The organism is Streptomyces sp. NPDC044003, from assembly GCF_056435185.1.
In genome coordinates, this window is record NZ_JBWKFA010000002.1 from 443,878 (window position 1) to 461,542 (window position 17,665).

The 17,665-nt window shown below is 72.8% G+C and carries 14 protein-coding genes and 2 tRNA genes; 14 read left to right on the top strand and 2 right to left on the bottom strand.

What is annotated here, in order from left to right; all coding sequences use genetic code 11:
- Positions 1–13 precede the first annotated feature (13 nt).
- On the top strand, positions 14–1,447 hold the full coding sequence (locus AC07AW_RS08615) for an MFS transporter (protein ID WP_478814712.1): 1,434 nt from the start codon (positions 14–16) through the stop codon (positions 1,445–1,447).
- Between the two features lie 137 nt (positions 1,448–1,584).
- On the top strand, positions 1,585–1,818 hold the full coding sequence (locus tag AC07AW_RS08620; RefSeq protein WP_015033559.1) for a hypothetical protein: 234 nt from the start codon (positions 1,585–1,587) through the stop codon (positions 1,816–1,818).
- Here the strand turns inward: AC07AW_RS08620 and AC07AW_RS08625 are convergent.
- Entirely contained in the window at positions 1,797–3,017 is a 1,221-nt protein-coding gene (locus AC07AW_RS08625) for a glycosyltransferase 87 family protein (protein WP_478814713.1), read from the bottom strand. The genes AC07AW_RS08620 and AC07AW_RS08625 overlap by 22 nt on opposite strands.
- A 121-nt stretch (positions 3,018–3,138) precedes the next feature.
- Between AC07AW_RS08625 and AC07AW_RS08630 the strand changes: the two genes are divergently transcribed.
- The 11 genes from AC07AW_RS08630 (at position 3,139) to AC07AW_RS08680 (ending at position 16,003) form a co-directional block, all read left to right on the top strand.
- Positions 3,139–3,211, top strand: a tRNA-Ala gene (locus AC07AW_RS08630).
- Positions 3,212–3,284: 73 nt separating this feature from the next.
- Positions 3,285–3,357 (top strand) — tRNA-Ala (locus AC07AW_RS08635).
- A 279-nt stretch (positions 3,358–3,636) separates the two neighbouring features.
- Positions 3,637–6,510, top strand: a complete 2,874-nt coding sequence (leuS, locus tag AC07AW_RS08640) for a leucine--tRNA ligase (protein ID WP_478814714.1) — start codon at positions 3,637–3,639, stop codon at positions 6,508–6,510.
- 123 nt (positions 6,511–6,633) lie between these two features.
- Positions 6,634–7,428, top strand: a complete 795-nt coding sequence (locus AC07AW_RS08645; protein WP_478814715.1) for a hypothetical protein — start codon at positions 6,634–6,636, stop codon at positions 7,426–7,428.
- A 97-nt stretch (positions 7,429–7,525) separates the two neighbouring features.
- Positions 7,526–8,371 carry a DegV family protein gene (locus AC07AW_RS08650; protein ID WP_478814716.1) on the top strand — a complete coding sequence of 282 codons (846 nt, stop codon included), beginning with the start codon at positions 7,526–7,528 and terminating at the stop codon, positions 8,369–8,371.
- A 444-nt stretch (positions 8,372–8,815) separates the two neighbouring features.
- A complete protein-coding gene (locus AC07AW_RS08655; RefSeq protein ID WP_478814717.1) occupies positions 8,816–9,571 on the top strand; it encodes a ComEA family DNA-binding protein in 756 nt (251 codons plus the stop codon).
- Positions 9,568–12,186, top strand: a complete 2,619-nt coding sequence (locus AC07AW_RS08660; RefSeq protein ID WP_478814718.1) for a ComEC/Rec2 family competence protein — start codon at positions 9,568–9,570, stop codon at positions 12,184–12,186. The genes AC07AW_RS08655 and AC07AW_RS08660 overlap by 4 nt, the downstream gene beginning before the upstream one ends.
- 78 nt (positions 12,187–12,264) lie before the next feature.
- Positions 12,265–12,885 (top strand): winged helix-turn-helix domain-containing protein, encoded by a 621-nt coding sequence (locus AC07AW_RS08665; protein ID WP_478814719.1) that lies wholly within the window; start codon positions 12,265–12,267, stop codon positions 12,883–12,885.
- Positions 12,886–12,890: 5 nt separating this feature from the next.
- Positions 12,891–14,153 carry an MFS transporter gene (locus tag AC07AW_RS08670; protein WP_478814720.1) on the top strand — a complete coding sequence of 421 codons (1,263 nt, stop codon included), beginning with the start codon at positions 12,891–12,893 and terminating at the stop codon, positions 14,151–14,153.
- 57 nt (positions 14,154–14,210) lie between these two features.
- Complete coding sequence (locus AC07AW_RS08675) at positions 14,211–15,020, top strand: arylamine N-acetyltransferase family protein (RefSeq protein ID WP_478814721.1); 810 nt, start codon at positions 14,211–14,213, stop codon at positions 15,018–15,020.
- A 98-nt stretch (positions 15,021–15,118) separates the two neighbouring features.
- The gene (locus AC07AW_RS08680; protein ID WP_478814722.1) at positions 15,119–16,003 is read left to right on the top strand and encodes a YceI family protein; all 885 of its coding nucleotides are present in this window, start codon (positions 15,119–15,121) and stop codon (positions 16,001–16,003) included.
- An 18-nt stretch (positions 16,004–16,021) separates the two neighbouring features.
- On the opposite strand, the gene AC07AW_RS08685 is transcribed toward AC07AW_RS08680, so the two are convergent.
- Complete coding sequence (locus tag AC07AW_RS08685) at positions 16,022–16,264, bottom strand: hypothetical protein (RefSeq protein ID WP_086828707.1); 243 nt, start codon at positions 16,262–16,264, stop codon at positions 16,022–16,024.
- A gap of 62 nt (positions 16,265–16,326) precedes the next feature.
- On the opposite strand from AC07AW_RS08685, the gene holA reads away from it, so the two are divergent.
- Positions 16,327–17,316, top strand: coding sequence for a DNA polymerase III subunit delta (gene holA, locus AC07AW_RS08690; RefSeq protein ID WP_478814723.1), 990 nt, complete (start codon positions 16,327–16,329; stop codon positions 17,314–17,316).
- Positions 17,317–17,665: the final 349 nt, after the last annotated feature.

Genomic DNA, 17,665 nt, shown 5'->3' on the forward strand with positions numbered 1-17,665 from the left:
TCACGCTCGACGCATGACCTCGACCACAACACGTCCCGCACTCAGTAAAGACGGTGCCACCGACAACCGCCCGGGACTGCTGCTCGGCGTGGTGCTCGCCGCCCAGTTCATGGCACTCCTCGACGTCTTCATCGTCAACGTCGCCGCCCCCACCATCAGGGCCGAACTTTCCGCGTCCGGAGGCGCGCTCCAGCTCGTCATCGCCGGATACACCATCTCCTACGCGGTGTTGCTGATCACCGGGGCCCGCCTGGGCGACCTGTTCGGCCACCGCCGGGCGTACCTCGGCGGCCTCGCCCTGTTCACCGCGGCCTCCCTCGCCTGCGGACTGGCCACGGGATCCGGCCAGTTGATCGCCTTCCGGCTGGTGCAGGGCGCGGGTTCCGCCCTGATGATCCCTCAGGTGCTGAGCCTCATCCAGCGCAACTTCACGGGCGAGCGCCGGGTCCGGGCCCTCAGCGCCTACTCCGCGGTCCTGGCCACCGGCGCGGCCGCCGGGCAGGTGGCCGGCGGCGTCCTGGTGAGCGCCGACCTCTTCGGCACCGGCTGGCGGCCGGTCTTCCTGGTCAACGTGCCCATCGGGATCGCCCTGCTCGCCCTCGGCGCCCGGGTGCTGCCCCGTGAGGTCCACGCCGGGTCCACGCGTGCGCGTGCCCTCGACCTGCCGGGTCTGCTGCTGCTCGGCGCGGCCGTGTCCCTGCTGACCGTCCCCCTGGTGCTCGGGCAGGAGCAGGACTGGCCGCTCTGGTCCTGGCTCTCCCTCGGCGGTTCGCTGGTGATCGCCGTCGTGTTCGGCATGTACGAGTCCCGGCTCGCCCGGCGCGGCGGCGCACCGCTGATCGCCCCGCGCGTGCTGCGCATTCCGGGGATGGGGCGGGCCGTCCTGTGGATCTCGGCGGCGATGGGCGTCAACGCCGGCTTCCTGTTCACCCTCACCCTGCATCTGCAGGGCGGGCTCGGCCACAGCGCCCTGCGCGCCGGACTCACCTTCGGGCCCGCCGCCCTCGTCTTCGGGGTCGTCGGCCTGACCTGGAGGCGCTGGCCGGCCCGGCTGCACCGCGGCCTGGTCCCGGCCGGATTCCTGCTCGCGGCCGTGGCGGTCCTCGCCCTCGGAGCGCTGCTCGGGGACGGTGGCACCGGCGGCTGGGCTCTCTACCCGGCGCTGGGCGCGTTCGGCGCGGGGATCTCGCTGGCCTTCAGCCCGGCCCTGACCGGGGCCCTGGCCACCGTACGGCCCGAGGACGCGGCCGACGCCAGCGGACTGCTCGCCACGGTCACGCAGCTCGGCCAGATCGTCGGCGTCGCCACGTTCGGCACCCTCTTCCTCGGCCGGTACGCGGGTTCCGGAGCCCAGGACTCCGCCGACGCGCTGTGGGCGACCGCCCTGGCCCTGGCCGCCGCCTCCGTCGTGGGCGCCGCGGCGGGACTGCCGCGACGATCACGCTGACCCTCTTGCGGGGCCATGGCAGAATCGGACGGCCGGAGGGGGACGAGGATCCGGACGGGAGGGTGACCCAAGTGCTCGGCGACAACGGCAGGGTGTCCTATGGGTGCACGGCCTGCGGCCACAGCTGGAGCTGATTGATGGGTGCACACAGGCGGAAGTGCGACTGGTGCGGCAGCGGCACGCCCATCGTGCGCGACATGGACCCCGTCAATCCGGGGTTCCAGTACTGGTGCGAGGAGTGTGCGCGGGCGCTGATCATAAAAGGCGACCCCATCGAGACCTACCGCGAGCTGGAGGGGGAGCCGATCTACGGCCGGCTCCTCGACGAGCACTGCACCCTCAAGCGGTTCTACTCCTTCGCCACGGCCTGACGCCGCAGCGTCAGCGCGTACCCGACGAACAGCGCGGTCGCCGTCAGCGGATAGATCGCCGACAGCAGCATCTGCCCGGCGTTCTGGTCCAGTTCGGGGCGGCCCGGGTCGTGCGGGACCCACCACAGCGCGAACGAGGCGAAGGCCAGGGCCACCGCCCCCGTCACCGGCCACGCGCGCGTGGCGCGGTCCGCGAGCAGGATCAGCAGGGGCACGCACCAGACCCAGTGGTGGGACCAGGAGATCGGGCTGATCATCAGCGCCGTGAACGCGCAGACGACCACGGCCACGGCCTTGTCGCCGCGGACCGCCGCCCGCACCGCGAGCACCATCGCCGCGCCGCCCAGGACGGCCGCGGTCACCGCCCACCACATGCCGGGGTCGTCCGTGTGCAGCAGCCGGGCCAGGACCCCGCGGATCGACTGGTTGGCGGTCTCCTCGGCGAAGCCGACCCGGCCGGTCTCGAACAGGGTCTGCGTCCAGAACCGCTTCGAGTCCGCGGGCAGGGCGAGCGCCACCGCCAGCGTCGTCCCGAGGAACACCCCGGTCGCCGTCAGCGCGGTGCGCAGCCACTGGTTCATGCCCCGGTCCCGGTGACAAAGGAGCAGACCCGCGGCGAGCAGCAGGACCACGAAGAGCCCCGGTGTGAGCTTCACCGCGGTCGCCAGACCGATGCCCAGTCCGGCCCAGCGGCTGCTCTCGCGGCGGGTGAGGTCCCAGAGCACCGCCACCGCTATGAGCAGGTTGATCTGGCCGTACCGCAGGGTCGTCCACACCGGCTCGCACCAGACCACGACGGCGGCGACCCACAGCGTCGTGCGCCACAGGTCGGTCCGGGACAGGGAGGGGCGGATCAGCTGGAGCGACAGCTGTACCAGGGCGACCACCAGGAGCAGGTTCCCCGCCGTGGTGAGCGTCCGCATCAGCGGGACGTCGACCAGCGTCAGCGGGACGAACAGCAGAGCCGCGAAGGGCGGGTAGGTCATGCCGAGGTTCGCCGAGGTCGCGCGCATCGCGTACAGGTCCCCGCCGGCCCGGACCGTCTCGCCCTCGGCCCGGTAGACCATCACGTCGAGCATGTTCACGTGGGCCAGGCGTTGCGCCACCCAGAAGGCCGCGAACGAGAGCAGACAGACCGCCGCGGCGGTGGCCAGGGGCCACGGCCGGGCGCGGGTTCGGGAGAGCACGGAGACGGACACAGTCGGCGACCCTACCCGGGGCTCCGGAAGGGGCGGAGAAACCGATTTGGCGATCTGCCGGGCGGGCCGTTACTGTTCTGTCCGTCGCCGCGAGCGAGAGTGAAGCGAGACGACAAATCAAGGGGCTATAGCTCAGTTGGTAGAGCGCCTGCATGGCATGCAGGAGGTCAGGAGTTCAATTCTCCTTAGCTCCACAGAACGGAAGCGAGCCATCCGGATCGGATGGCTTGCACCGGTTCTGCGGTAATCTGAATAATTCCCGCACGCGGGGCTATAGCTCAGTTGGTAGAGCGCCTGCATGGCATGCAGGAGGTCAGGAGTTCAATTCTCCTTAGCTCCACAGAAGAGAAGCGGGTCACCCGGATCGGGTGGCCCGCTTCTTCGTGTGCGTCTCCTCGGTGCCGCTCCGTGGAACGTCGATGCGGCCCGCTCGGGCCCTGCGGTACCCTGGCGCCATGCGTGCCGAACGCCTTCTGCTTACCGAGCCGCGCTGACCAGTCCCGACGGGTGACAGACATTCCGTCGGAGTCGGCGCGGCATCCCCTCCTGTGCGAGGGGATTTTTCATTTCGGGCAGTTCGTGGCAGTGGGCAGAGACGATCGATGGAGCATCAAGGACCATGACCGAGATCACGACGGCCGCCGAGACGGCGGCCCCTCATCGCTACACGGCGGCCATGGCCGCCGACATCGAGGCACGCTGGCAGGACTTCTGGGACGCCGAGGGAACCTACGAGGCGCCGAACCCCACCGGTGACCTGGCGGGCGACCCCGCGGTCGCCGCCCTGCCCAAGAAGTTCATCATGGACATGTTCCCGTACCCCTCGGGTGCGGGCCTGCACGTCGGCCACCCGCTGGGCTACATCGCCACGGACGTCTTCGCCCGCCACGCGCGCATGACCGGCCACAACGTGCTGCACACCCTGGGCTTCGACGCCTTCGGCCTGCCGGCCGAGCAGTACGCCGTGCAGACGGGCACGCACCCGCGTGTGTCCACCGAGGCCAACATGGAGAACATGAAGGTCCAGCTGCGCCGGCTGGGCCTGGGCCACGACAAGCGCCGGTCGTTCGCCACGATCGACCCGGACTACTACAAGTGGACCCAGTGGATCTTCCTGCAGATCTTCAACTCCTGGTACGACGACGAGGCCAAGAAGGCCCGGCCGATCGCCGAGCTGATCGAGCAGTTCGAGAACGGCACGCGTGAGGTCCCCGGCACGCGCGCGTGGAGCGAGCTGAGCGCCGCCGAGCGCTCCGACGTCCTGGGCGAGTACCGCCTGGCGTACGCCTCCGACGCGCCGGTCAACTGGTGCCCCGGCCTGGGCACCGTCCTGGCCAACGAGGAGGTCACCGCCGACGGCCGCTCCGAGCGCGGCAACTTCCCCGTCTTCAAGGCCAAGCTGCGCCAGTGGAACATGCGGATCACCGCCTACGCGGACCGCCTGCTCGACGACCTGGACGCGCTGGACTGGCCCGAGGCCATCAAGCTGCAGCAGCGGAACTGGATCGGCCGCTCCGAGGGCGCCCGCGTCGACTTCCAGGTCGGCGACACCGGTGCCATCACCGTCTTCACCACCCGCCAGGACACCCTGTTCGGCGCCACCTACATGGTCCTGGCGCCCGAGCACGACCTGGTCGAGAAGATCGTCCCGGCCACCTGGCCCGAGGGCACCCACGAGGTGTGGACCGGCGGTCACGCCACCCCCTCCGAGGCCGTCGACGCCTACCGCAAGCAGGCCGCCTCCAAGTCCGACGTCGAGCGCCAGGCCGAGGCCAAGGACAAGACCGGCGTCTTCACCGGCGCGTACGCGACCAACCCGGTCAGCGGACAGCCCGTCCCGGTCTTCATCGCCGACTACGTCCTGATGGGCTACGGCACCGGCGCGATCATGGCCGTCCCCGCGCACGACAGCCGCGACTTCGCCTTCGCGCGCGCCTTCGAGCTGCCGATGCGCTGCGTCGTCGAGCCCTCGGACGACCGCGGCACCGACCCCTCGACCTGGGACGACGCCTTCTCCTCGTACGAGGCCAAGCTGGTCAACTCCGCCAACGGCGAGATCTCCCTGGACGGCCTGGGCGTCGTCGACGCCAAGGCGAAGATCACCGCCTGGCTGGCCGACGGCGGCATCGGCGAGGGCACCGTCAACTTCCGGCTGCGTGACTGGCTGTTCAGCCGCCAGCGGTACTGGGGCGAGCCCTTCCCGATCGTCTACGACGAGGACGGCGTCGCCCACTCGCTGCCCGAGTCGATGCTGCCCCTGGAGCTGCCGGAGGTCGAGGACTACTCGCCGCGCACCTTCGACCCCGACGACGCGGACACCCAGCCGGAGACCCCGCTGTCCCGCAACGAGGACTGGGTCAACGTCACCCTGGACCTGGGCGACGGCCGCGGTCCGCGCCCCTACCGGCGCGAGACCAACACCATGCCCAACTGGGCCGGCTCCTGCTGGTACGAGCTGCGCTACCTGGACCCGCACAACTCCGAGAAGCTGGTCGACCCCGCCGTCGAGCAGTACTGGATGGGCCCCCGCGAGGGCATGCCGACCGGCGGCGTCGACCTGTACGTCGGCGGCGCCGAGCACGCCGTGCTGCACCTGCTGTACGCGCGCTTCTGGTCCAAGATGCTGTTCGACCTGGGCCACGTCTCCTCGGCCGAGCCGTTCCACAAGCTGTACAACCAGGGCATGATCCAGGCCTTCGTCTACCGGGACGCGCGCGGCATCGCCGTGCCGGCGGCCGAGGTCGAGGAGCGGGACGGCGGCTTCTGGTACCAGGGCGAGAAGGTCAGCCGCGTCCTGGGCAAGATGGGCAAGTCCCTGAAGAACGCGGTCACGCCGGACGAGATCTGCTCCGAGTACGGCGCCGACACCCTGCGCCTGTACGAGATGGCGATGGGCCCGCTGGACGTGTCGCGCCCCTGGGACACGCGCGCGGTGGTCGGCCAGTACCGGCTGCTGCAGCGGCTGTGGCGCAACATCGTCGACGAGGCGACCGGTGAGGTCACCGTCGTCGACACCGCGCCCGACGAGGACACGCTGCGCGCCCTGCACAAGGCGATCGACGGCGTCGCGCAGGACATGGCCGCGATGCGCTTCAACACCGCCATCGCCAAGATCACCGAGCTGAACAACCACCTGACCAAGTCCGGTGGCGCGATCTCCCGCCCGGTCGCCGAGCAGCTGGTGCTGCTGGTCGCCCCGCTGGCCCCGCACATCGCCGAGGAGCTGTGGCGCAAGCTGGGCCACACCGACTCGGTCGTCCACCAGGACTTCCCGGTCGCCGACCCGGCGTACGTCGTCGACGAGGCCGTGACCTGCGTCGTGCAGATCAAGGGCAAGGTCAGGGCCCGCCTGGAGGTCTCCCCGTCGATCACGGACGCGGAGCTGGAGACGCTGGCGCTGGCCGACCCGCACGTGGTCGCGGCGCTGGGCGGCGCCCAGATCCGCAAGGTGATCGTCCGCGCGCCGAAGCTGGTCAACATCGTCGCCGGCTAGCGGCACATAGGGGTTTCCCCTAGTGGCAGGTTGGGGGTTCCGATGGAACCCCCGGCCTGCCACTTCCGTTTACGGTGGAGGAACCACAGCCGTGGGGATTCGACGGACGCGGAGGGGCCGCACATGGAAGCCACGATTATCACGATCCTGGCGCTGCTCTTCTTGTCCTTCGTGGCGCTCGGTGTGTTCGTCACCGTGAAGGTCGCGAAGGCCGCCAAGCGCGGCGTCGACCGCACCCTCGACCAGGCCCGCCGCACGGTCGAGGACACCACGCTGAGGGCCAAGAGCCTCGGCCAGGCCGGGGTCGCCGGCGAGCTGGCCCGGCTGCGACTCTCGCTGCGCACCTCGATGCGCGCCACACAGGAGGCGCTGCAGTCGGGGGTCGGCGAGGACGCCTCGCTGAAGGAGTCGCTCGACCTGTTCCGCCGGCTCAGCACCCATGGGCTCGAACTGGACGCGGACCTCAAGCGCCTGGAGCGCGAGCCCGACCGGGCGTGGGTGGCCGGCCAGCTGCCCGAGCTCGCCGCGCGGACCGAGCGGATCACGGGCTCGGCCGACGCGCTGCGGCGCGCCGCCCGGGACCGGGCGCTGAAGTTCGCGGAGGACGACCTGTCGACGCTCAGCGCGCAGATCGACGTCGAGGCGGGCGCCCTGCGTCACTGGACGGGTCCGGAGAGTGCGCCGGGGGCCACGTCGGGGACCACGCCGGGGTCGGCGCGGACGGCCGGCCCCGGGGCGGGGGCCGGGGTGCCGGACGCGGCGACGGCCGACGGATGGGGGCAGCCCGCAGGGCCCGCCAGGCCCGCCGGTCAGGCCGGTCCGCGGGCAGCCGGAGAGCCGTCCGCGATCACGGGGCCCGACCCCCGGCGCACCGCCTACCCGTGGGAGAAGTCGGCCCGCCCGGAGACCACCACCTGACGTAACGACCCTCGGCGAAGCCCCGGCGGGGCGCGGACGGGCGTCCGGTGGGGGGCCGGGCTGCCGCGCGACGGCCTCGGCGGGTAACCTCCCGCTCATGTCCCGGCATGTCGCGATCGTCACCGATTCCACGGCCTACCTGCCACGCCAGACGAGGGAGCGGCACGCCATCACCACGGTCCCGCTGACCGTCGTCATCGGCGACCGCGCCCTTGAGGAGGGCACCGAGATCTCGGCGAAGGCCCTTGCCGAGGCCTTGCAGAAGCGCCGGCCCGTCACCACCTCGCGGCCGAGCCCCGAGGTCTTCGCCGAGGCCTACCGCGAGGCCGCCGCGGCGGGCGCGAAGGGTGTCGTCTCGCTCCATCTGTCCGCCGAGGTCTCCGGGACCTACGACGCCGCCGTGCTCGCCGCCAAGGACGCCCCCCTGCCCGTACGGGTGGTGGACACCCGCATGGTCGGCATGGCGCTGGGCTTCTGCGCCCTCGCGGCGGCGGAGGTCGCCGAGGCCGGCGGCTCCCTCGACGAGGCGGTCGCGGCCGCCGAGAAGCGCGCCGAGGGCACCTCCGCCTACTTCTACGTCGACACCCTCGACTATCTGCGCAGGGGCGGGCGCATCGGTGCCGCGCAGGCGCTGCTCGGCTCCGCGCTCGCCGTGAAGCCACTCCTCGAGCTCGACGGCGGGCGGATCGAACTGCGGGAGAAGGTGCGAACGGCCTCGAAGGCGATCGCACGCCTGGAGGAGATCGCCGTGGAGCGGGCCGGCTCCGGCCCCGTCGACATCGCCGTGCACCACCTCTCCGCACCGGAGCGGGCCGACGCGCTCGCGGACCGGCTCGCGGAGCGCGTCCCGGGAATCGAGGAACTCCACGTCAGCGAGGTGGGCGCGGTCATCGGCGCCCACACCGGCCCCGGGCTCCTCGCGGTCGTGGTCTCGCCGCGCTGAGCCCCTTCGTCCCAGCGGGCCGATCCCCAACCGTCCCCCGCAAGGGTGAGGGAGTTTTCCACAGCGGAGCGCTTGTCCACGGAAGACGGCTGAGCTCCGCACGGGCATGCCGTGATCTCTACCGTCACGGACATGACTCTTCGTACACGTATCCCAGCGACCACCTCCAGGACCTCGGGCAGGGCCGGGGGTCCGACGAGCGGGCCCGGTCGGGTGCCCGGTTCGGACGGGCGCAGCCGCCCCGGAGGGCGCGGCTCGCCCGCCGGACGGGCACGGAGGTGCATCCCGGTCGGCGGCCGGACCCTCGCGACCCTCGCAGAGCCGGGGGATGCCGTACGGCGACGGGGGGACGCCCTGTTCCCGACGTCGACACCACCGGTGCCGGCGGCGACACCGCCTCCGGTGCGCGCGCCGGACGTTCGGGAGGTGCCGGGGGTCCGGGAGATGCCGGAGGCGCCGGAGCGTGGTTCCCCGCCAGGGGTACGGGCGCGGCTGGCCGCGGTGCTCCGCGACCGGACTCCGCTGTGGGTGCAGACCAGGTGCGGTCTGGAGCCGAGGGCGCTGGCCGCGCTGACCGTGGTCCTGCTTCTGGCCGCGGGCCTCGCGGGCGGGTACTTCTGGACCGGGCGGCCGGAGTCCGTGCGCGCTCCCGAACTCGTCCGCGCCGCCGTCCCCGCGGCCCCCGCGTCCGCCGTACCTGAGCCCGCGCCGAGGGCCGGTTCGGGGGCGGGACCAGGTCCGGTGCCGGAGGCGGCCGGGGCTTCCGGGGCGCGGGTCGTCGTCGACATCGGCGGCAAGGTACGCAGGCCCGGGGTGCTGACCCTGCCCGCCGGCTCGCGCGTGGCGGACGCCCTGCGGGCGGCGGGTGGGGCGGAGCCCGGCGCGGATCTCACCGGGGTCAACCGGGCCCGTGTCCTGTTCGACGGCGAGCAGGTCCTGGTCGGTCTGCCGGGGAGCCCGGCCGGCGGTACAGGCCCGGGCGGCAGTGCCGGGGGCGGTGCGCCGGGGATGCCGCTCAGCCTCAACACGGCCACGGCGGAGCAGCTCGACGGCCTTCCGGGTGTGGGACCCGTGCTCGCCCAGCACATCGTCGACCACAGGACGGAGCACGGCGGCTTCCGGTCGGTCGGGGAACTGCGCGAGGTCAACGGCATCGGTGAGCGCCGGTTCGCCGACCTCGAACCGCTGGTCCGGCCATGAAGCACGAGGAGGTGGCCGGGGAAGAAGCAGGCGCGCCCGGGCCGGTGCGGCGGGAGGAGCCGGTCGATCTCCGGCTCGTTCCCCTCGCGCTGGCGGCCTGGGCGGCGGCGTCCTGTGCCGTGGGCATCACCGGGTGGTGGACGGTGGCCGGTGTCACGGTCTGCCTGGTGGGGGCGCTGGTTCTGGTGGCGCGACGGCCGGTTCGGGGGCGCGAGGGACCCGGTGGTCCCGGCGACGCCGTACCGCCTGCCACGCCGGGGTGGCGGTTACGGGCGACCGCGTGGGCCGGGGTGCTGCTCTGCGCCGCGGCCGGGGCCACCTCAGCGGGGCTGCACGCGGCGGACCTTCGACGGGGGCCCGTGCCGGAGCTGGCGCGGGAGTACGCCCGGGCGCGGCTGGAGGTGGCGGTGACCTCCGATCCACGGCTCACCAGGCCCAAGGTCCGGGGCGACGCGATGGCGCCGGTCTCGATCGTCCTGGACGGCGAGGTGACCCGGGTCGAGCAGTCGGACGGCTCGGTCCACCGGACCCGGACACCGGTCCTGCTGATCGTGCCGTCGGGGGAGGGACGGGAGGAATGGCTGCGGCTCCTGCCCTCCACCCGGCTGCAGGTCGGTGGCCGGCTCGCGCCGCCGCTGCGCCCCGGCGAGCCCTTCGCGGCGGTGCTCAAGGTCGACGGGGCCGGTCCGCCCTGGATCGTCGGCCCGCCGAGCGTGCTGCAGCGGACGGCGGGGGACCTGCGCGCAGGGCTGCGGAGGGCGACCGAGGGGCTCGATCCGGACGCGAGGGCGTTGCTGCCCGGACTGGTCGTCGGGGACACCTCCCGGATCGGACCCGAGCTGAGGGAGGCGTTCGAGGCGACCGACCTCACCCACCTCCTGGCCGTTTCCGGGAGCAACCTCACGGTGGTGTTGCTTCTGCTCATCGGGCGGCCCGGGCGGGCGCACCAGGTGGAGCGGGGTGGGCTCGCGCCACGGATCGGATTGTCGCTGCGGTTCACCGCGCTGGCCGGGGGAGCGCTGACGCTGGCCTTCGTGATCGTCTGCCGGCCGGATCCGAGCGTGCTGCGCGCCGCGGCCTGCGGGCTCGTCGCCCTCCTGGCGATCGGGACCGGACGCCGGAGATCCCTGATCCCCGCGCTGGCCGCGGTCGTCCTCGTCCTGGTGCTCTACGACCCCTGGCTCACGCGGAGTTACGGCTTCCTGCTGTCGGTCCTGGCGACCGGGGCGCTGCTGACGATCGCCCCGCGCTGGAGCGAGGCGCTGCGGCGGCGCCGGGTGCCGGGCCGACTGGCCGAGGCGCTGGGCGCGGCCCTGGCGGCGCAGGCGGTGTGCGCGCCGGTCGTGGTGGTCTTCGCGGCCCGGGTGAGTCTGGTCGCCGTCCCGGCGAACCTCTTCGCCGAACTCGCGGTGGCGCCGGCGACGGTGTGCGGGTTCGCCGCGCTCGCCCTCGCGGCGGTCTGGATGCCGGCGGCGGAGGGGCTCGCGTGGGTGGCGGGATGGCCGGCCGGGTGGCTGGCACGGGTGGCCCGAACGGGCGCCGTGCTGCCGGGGGCCGAATTGGCCTGGCCCGGCGGGTGGTGGGGCGGCCTCGCGCTGGCGCTGGTCACGGCGCTGGTGGTCCTCGGGGCGCGCAGGCTGCCGTACCGGGGTGCGGTCGGCGTGATCGTCGCCACGGTGCTGCTGCTCGTGGTGGTGCGGCCGGTGCCGATGGCCCGATGGGTCACGGGGTGGCCGCCGCCGGGCTGGGTGTTCGCGATGTGCCAGGTGGGGCAGGGGGATGCGACGGTGCTCGCGGCGGGCGGGGACTCGGCCGTCGTGGTGGACGCGGGCCCCGACCCCGTACCGGTGGATCGCTGTCTGCGTGAACTAGGGGTGCGGCGGGTGCCGTTGCTGGTGCTCACGCACTTCCACGCGGACCATGTGGCCGGACTTCCCGGGGTGCTGCGGGGGAGGACGGTGGGCGCGATCCAGGTCACGGGACTCGAAGAGCCGCCCGGCCAGGCGGCGTTCGTGCGGCGGACGGCGGCCGCCGCCGGGGTGCCGCTGATCCGGGCGGGACCGGGCGAGCGGCGAAGGGTCGGGGCCCTGGAGTGGCGGGTGCTCTGGCCGTGGGCGGGTGGCGGGGGGTCCGCGGGCTCAGGGGCATGGTCGGGTGGCGAGGGGTCCGCGGGCTCCGGGGAATGGTCGGGATCCGGGGTGTCCGCGGGCTCCGGGGTGTCCTCGGACTCTGGGGGGTTCGACGGTGGGCCCAATGACGCCAGTGTGACGCTGCTTGTCCGTACCGCCGGAGGGCTGAGTCTGTTGCTTCTCGGGGACCTCGAACCGCCGGCCCAGCGGGCGTTGGTGCGGGTTCATCCGGGGCTCGGGCCGGTGGATGTGCTCAAGGTCGCCCATCACGGTTCCGCGCACCAGGACCCGGGTCTGATGGCTCTGGTGCGGCCGAGACTCGCGCTCGTGTCGGCGGGGCGTGACAACCCGTACGGACACCCGGCGCCCCGGACCCTGGAGGCGCTGCGGGCGGGCGGTGCGCGGGTGCTGCGGACCGATCGGGACGGGGCCGTCGCGGTGGTGGGCGCGGGGCGTGGGCTCGTGGCCGTACCGGGAGGAGGGTGAAGCCACCGAGCATGCTCGGAAGGAAGCGCTTGTAAAGAAATCCTTGTAAAGGAGTCTTTCTAAAGATACCTTTTCATCATGCCGGAGACCAGCGCACCGCAGCCCGGGGGCGAGCAGCCCCGCAGCATCCGACTCACCGACCCGCGCGCCCTGCGGGCCTACGCCCATCCGCTGCGGATGTCGCTGGTGGGGCTGCTGCGCAGCAGCGGGCCGTTCACCGCCACCCGGGCCGCCGAGCTGACCGGCGAATCCGTGGCCAGCTGCTCCTACCACCTGCGGATACTCGCCAAGTACGGGCTGGTGGAGGAGGCGCCCGGCGGGCGGGGGCGGGAGAAGCCCTGGCAGGCCACCGCCCGGTACACCGAATGGCCGGAGTACAGCGAGGACGCGACGGTCGCCGAGGCGGCCGACGCGCTCAGCACCGCCGTCGTCGAGCGCTACTTCGAACGGGTCACCCGGGCCATCGAGAACCGGCACCGGCTGCCGAGGGAGTGGCGGGAGGCCGAGCAGTTCGGCGACTCCCTGCTCCACCTCACCCCCGAGGAGCTGGCCGGCCTCGGAGAGCGGATCGGCGAACTGCTCCGGCCCTACGAGGCGCGGGGGGCCGACCCGGCCCTCAGGCCCGAGGGCGCCCGGCTCGTCAGCATCCTGCGGATCGCCTACCTGGACCAGGACATCCCCGACAGCGAAGAGGAGTGACCGAGATGGCTCTCGTGGAACGCATACCGGCGCTGCTGCGCGAGCGGACCTTCCGTCGCTACTGGACCGGGCAGACCGTCTCCCTCGCCGGGGACCAGATCTCGCTCATCGCGATCCCGCTCGCGGCCGTCCTGGTCCTCGGTGCCGACGCCGCGCAGATGGGCCTGCTCAAGACCGCCGAACTCCTGCCCGCCCTCCTGCTCAACCTGCCGATCGGCGCCTGGGCCGACCGGCAGGCCAGTCGCAGGCGCGCCATGATCGCGGCCGACCTCGGGCGGACGGCGCTGGTCCTGAGCCTCCCCGTCGCCTACGCGCTGGACGCGCTGACGCTCGGTCAGCTGTACGCGGTGGCCTTCGGGATCGGCGCGCTCACCGTGCTCTTCGAGGTCTGCAACGTCACGGTCGTCGTCGCGCTCGTCCCCACCGATCGCTACGTCCAGGCGAACTCGCTGGTCAACGGCAGTCGTTCGATGGCCTGGCTCGCCGGGCCCGGGATCGGGGGCCTGCTCGTGCAGTTCCTCACCGCGCCCTTCGCGCTCGTCGCGGACGCCCTCACCTATCTGGTGTCGGCCGGGTACCTGGCCCGGATCAAGCCGGTCGAACCCGCGCCGGCGCCCGTGGCCAAGGGGCACTTCACCGAGGGGCTGCGCTGGGTGCTGGGGGAGCGCTCGATGCGCGCGCTGTTCGCGGCCTCGGGCACGATCCAGTTCTTCAACTTCATGTTCTCCACCCTCTTCGTGCTCTACGCGACCACCGAACTCGGCATCGGCGCGGGGCTGCTCGGCCTCGTGCTCGCGGCCGGAGCCGTGGGCGGCCTCCTCGGGGCGGTGTGGAGCGGGGCGGTCGTGCGGCGGATCGGCATCGGCGCCTCGCTCGTCGCCGGGTTCCTCGGATTCACCCTGCCCCTGCTGCTGGTACCCCTGGCGGGCGGGCCGCTTCCGCTGGTGGCGGGTGTGCTGTTCGCCGCGGAGTTCCTCTCCTGCCTCGGGGTGATGCTCGTCGACATCGCCGCGGGATCGTTCCAGATGGCGCTGATACCCGACGCCGTACGGGCCAGGGTCATGGGCGCGTACCGGACGCTCAACCACGGCTTCCGCCCGCTCGGCGCACTGGTCGGGGGTCTGCTCGGCACCGCGATCGGGCTGCGCCCCACGCTGTGGATCGCCACCGCCGGGGCCGTCCTCGCCGTCCTCTGGCTGCTGCCCTCGCCGCTGCCGCGGATGCGGGAACTTCCCACGCGGGAAGGGGAGTCGGTGCCCGTCGGATAGGGATTCGGGCAGGGAATCGGATGGAGAAGAGGATCAACGAGCGGGCAGACTGCCGGTATGACCACACACGAACCTGCCGCCATCGACGCCTATCTGCGCCGTATCGGCGCGGAGCGGCCGGGGCGCGCGGACGTCGCCGCGCTGCGCGAGCTGCATCTGCTGCACCTGCGGACCGTGCCCTTCGAGAACCTCTCCATCCATCTCGGCGAGCCCGTCGTCCTGGACGAGAAGGCGCTCCTCGACAAGGTGGTCGGCGCCCGGAGGGGCGGGTTCTGCTACGAGGTCAACACGGCGTTCGCCGTGCTGCTGCGAGGGCTCGGCTACGAGGTCGCGCTGCTCCAGGCGCGGGTGATCGGACCGGACGGGACGCCTGGCATCCCCTACGACCACATGGCGCTGCTCGTGGAGACGGCGGAGGGGGAGCGGTGGCTGGCCGACGTCGGCTTCGGCGACCACAGCCACTATCCGCTGGCCTTCGACGCGCGCGACGACCAGACCGACCCGGGCGGGGTCTTCCGGATCGTGGAGACCGCGGAAGGCGATCTGGACGTGCTGCGGGACGGGAAGCCGCAGTACCGGCTGGAGCGGCGGCCGCGGGAGCTCGCCGACTTCACGGCGGGCGCCTGGTACCACCAGACCTCGCCCGACTCGCACTTCCCGCGGTCCCTCATCTGCTCCCGGCTCACCGAGGACGGCCGGATCACGCTCAGCGCCCCGAAGCTGATCACCCGAGCGGGCGGTGAGCGCGAGGAGCGGATTCTCGACAGCGAGGACGAGGTGAGGAGTGCGTACCGGGAGCTTTTCGGGATCGAGCTCGACGTGCTGCCGGCCGTGCGAAGCGGAATCCCCAATTCGGACCCTCGGTAACACTTGCCTCCACTCGCCCCGTTTGCCTCGAACGCCTCAACGGTGATCGAATGCGACTTCGTTGCATAGTGAACGAGTCGCACGGGGGTGCGTGAAGAATGTTCGATCGTCTCTTCGGGAAGCGCGTGGCGGGGGCCGCGCGCGGCGGTCCGCTCGCCGGTCTCGCCGTCCCCTCCTCGGCGGGCGTGCTCAGCTGCCGGGTGCTCGACCCGGTGCATGAACCCGTCCGCCAGGCCGAGTTCGTCGTCAGTGACACGGCGGGCCGCAAGGTCCTGGGCGGCGAGACCGACCCGTACGGCACGGTCCTCGCGACCGTGCCGGCCGGCGAGTACCGGGTCGCCGTCACCTCCGAGGGGTACACGCCCTACCACGGCAGCGCCGTCGTCACCGAGGGCCATCACCAGGGCCTCGGCGACGTCCTGCTCCAGGTCGCGCCGCAGCCGCAGCTCCCGGAACCGGGCGACTGGGAGATCGACCCCCTGCACTCGCAGATCGGCTTCACCGCGCGCCACATCGGGCTCGCCCGGATCCATGGACGGTTCAACAGCTTCGCGGGCGCGGTGCGGATCGCCGAGCGCATGGAGCAGTCCGCGATGCACGTCGTCATCGACGCCGCCTCCATCGACACCGGGGTGCAGATGCGCGACGACCATCTGCGCTCCGGCGACTTCCTCGACGTCGGCGCCTACCCGACGCTGGAGTTCTTCAGCGAGCGCTTCGTCCACCGGGGCGGCAGCCGCTGGGCCGTCACCGGTGCGCTCACCCTCCACGGCGTGAGCCGCACGGTGACCCTCGACACCCAGTACCTGGGCCTCGGGAACGGCCTGGAGGGCGAGACCCGGGGCGCCTGCCGGGCCACCACCGAGCTGCACCGGGAGGACTTCACCCTCACCTGGCAGACGCTGCTCGCGCGGGGGATCGCGGCGGTCGGGTCCAGCATCAGCATCGACCTCGACGTCCAGATCGTCCCCAAGAAGGGCTGACGGGCGCCCCTGGCGGTCCTACGGGGCCTCCAGCCAGCCCTCGTACTCGGCGGCCAGCGCGTCAAGGGCCGCCGGGTCGAGGCGGGCGTCCGGGTCCTCCACGACCACCAGCCACTGCGCGTCCTCAGCGTCGTCCTCGCCGGCCAGGGCGTCCCGTACGAGCTGCGGTTCCTCGGCCAGGCCGAAACGGTCGGGGAGCTCCCCGGCGACCTCCTCGGCGGCGTCGCGGTCGGGGAGTACCAGTACGTGTCGTTCACTCACCCCGCCATTCTCGTCCCCTGTGCGGGCGGTGGTGTCAGTGGCCCGTGGGATGCTGGATCGCGATGGCCACCAGAAAGACTTCCCCCGACGACCTCCTCGGCCCCGTGACGCTCGCCGTGGGGCAGGAGGACCTGCTCCTCGACCGAGTCGTCCAGGAGGTGGTGGCGGCCGCGCGGGCCGCCGACGCCGACACGGACGTGCGCGACCTCACCCCCGACCAGCTCCAGCCCGGGGCGCTTGCGGAGCTCACCAGCCCCTCGCTCTTCGCCGAGCGCAAGGTGCTGGTCGTGCGGAGCGCGCAGGACCTCTCCGCCGACTCGATCAAGGACATCAAGGCGTACCTGGCCGATCCGGTCGAGGACATCTCGCTCGTCCTGCTCCACGCCGGCGGTGCCAAGGGCAAGGGGCTGCTCGACGCGGCGCGCAAGGCCGGGGCCCGGGAGGTGGCCTGCCCGAAGACGACGAAGCCGGCGGAACGGCTGACGTTCGTACGGCAGGAGTTCCGGGCGCTGGGGCGGTCGGCCACGCCCGAGGCCTGCCAGGCGCTCGTGGACTCGATCGGCAGTGATCTGCGGGAGCTCGCGTCCGCGGTCTCCCAGCTCACCGCCGACGTGGACGGGACGATCGACGAGGCCGTCGTCGGGCGGTACTACACGGGCCGCGCCGAAGCCTCCTCCTTCAACGTCGCGGACCGCGCCGTCGAGGGGCGGGCGGCCGAGGCCCTGGAGGCCCTGCGCTGGTCCCTCTCGACCGGGGTCGCGCCCGTGCTCATCACCAGCGCGCTGGCCCAGGGCGTACGGGCGATCGGCAAGCTCTCCTCGGCGCGGGGCGGGCGGCCCGCCGACCTGGCGCGGGAGCTGGGCATGCCGCCCTGGAAGATCGACCGCGTGCGGCAGCAGATGCGCGGCTGGACGCCCGACGGGGTGTCGCTGGCGCTGCGGGCGATCGCGGAGGCGGACGCGGGGGTGAAGGGCGGGGGCGACGACCCGGAGTACGCCCTGGAGAAGGCGGTGGTCGCGGTGGCGCGGGCGGCGAGGATGCGGCGGGGCTGATGCCCTGGGGCCGTGCGGGGGGCCGTGCGGCGCGGGTGGTTCGTCGGCGGTGCGGGGGCCGTGCGGCGCGGGGGTTCGTCGGCGGTGCGGGGGCGGGTGGTGCCGTCCGGGGGATCCCCCACCCCGCCCCTTCCCGAAACCCTGCCGGGGGCTGGTGGGGGTTGAGGTCTGTTTCTCCGGGGGTTCCGCCCCCGGACCCCTGCAGCAAGGCGGCAGCTTCGCGCCGCCCCCGCTACCAGCCGCCCCGAGAGGGTCGGGCCCGTCCGGATGTGCCGTCAGGCATCGGGAGGCGCCGCCTCGCGCGGCAGCTTCGCGCCGCCCACTACCGGCCCCGAGACGGGCGGCCCGT

Excerpts from the sequence above, each read along its gene's own strand:
- AC07AW_RS08615 (WP_478814712.1), top strand. The coding sequence starts at position 14 with ATGACCTCGACCACAACACGTCCCGCACTCAGTAAAGACGGTGCCACC.
- AC07AW_RS08620 (WP_015033559.1), top strand. The coding sequence starts at position 1,585 with ATGGGTGCACACAGGCGGAAGTGCGACTGGTGCGGCAGCGGCACGCCC.
- leuS (WP_478814714.1), top strand. The coding sequence starts at position 3,637 with ATGACCGAGATCACGACGGCCGCCGAGACGGCGGCCCCTCATCGCTAC.
- AC07AW_RS08645 (WP_478814715.1), top strand. The coding sequence starts at position 6,634 with ATGGAAGCCACGATTATCACGATCCTGGCGCTGCTCTTCTTGTCCTTC.
- AC07AW_RS08650 (WP_478814716.1), top strand. The coding sequence starts at position 7,526 with ATGTCCCGGCATGTCGCGATCGTCACCGATTCCACGGCCTACCTGCCA.
- AC07AW_RS08655 (WP_478814717.1), top strand. The coding sequence starts at position 8,816 with ATGCCGGAGGCGCCGGAGCGTGGTTCCCCGCCAGGGGTACGGGCGCGG.
- AC07AW_RS08660 (WP_478814718.1), top strand. The coding sequence starts at position 9,568 with ATGAAGCACGAGGAGGTGGCCGGGGAAGAAGCAGGCGCGCCCGGGCCG.
- AC07AW_RS08665 (WP_478814719.1), top strand. The coding sequence starts at position 12,265 with ATGCCGGAGACCAGCGCACCGCAGCCCGGGGGCGAGCAGCCCCGCAGC.
- AC07AW_RS08670 (WP_478814720.1), top strand. The coding sequence starts at position 12,891 with ATGGCTCTCGTGGAACGCATACCGGCGCTGCTGCGCGAGCGGACCTTC.
- AC07AW_RS08675 (WP_478814721.1), top strand. The coding sequence starts at position 14,211 with ATGACCACACACGAACCTGCCGCCATCGACGCCTATCTGCGCCGTATC.
- AC07AW_RS08680 (WP_478814722.1), top strand. The coding sequence starts at position 15,119 with ATGTTCGATCGTCTCTTCGGGAAGCGCGTGGCGGGGGCCGCGCGCGGC.
- holA (WP_478814723.1), top strand. The coding sequence starts at position 16,327 with ATGGCCACCAGAAAGACTTCCCCCGACGACCTCCTCGGCCCCGTGACG.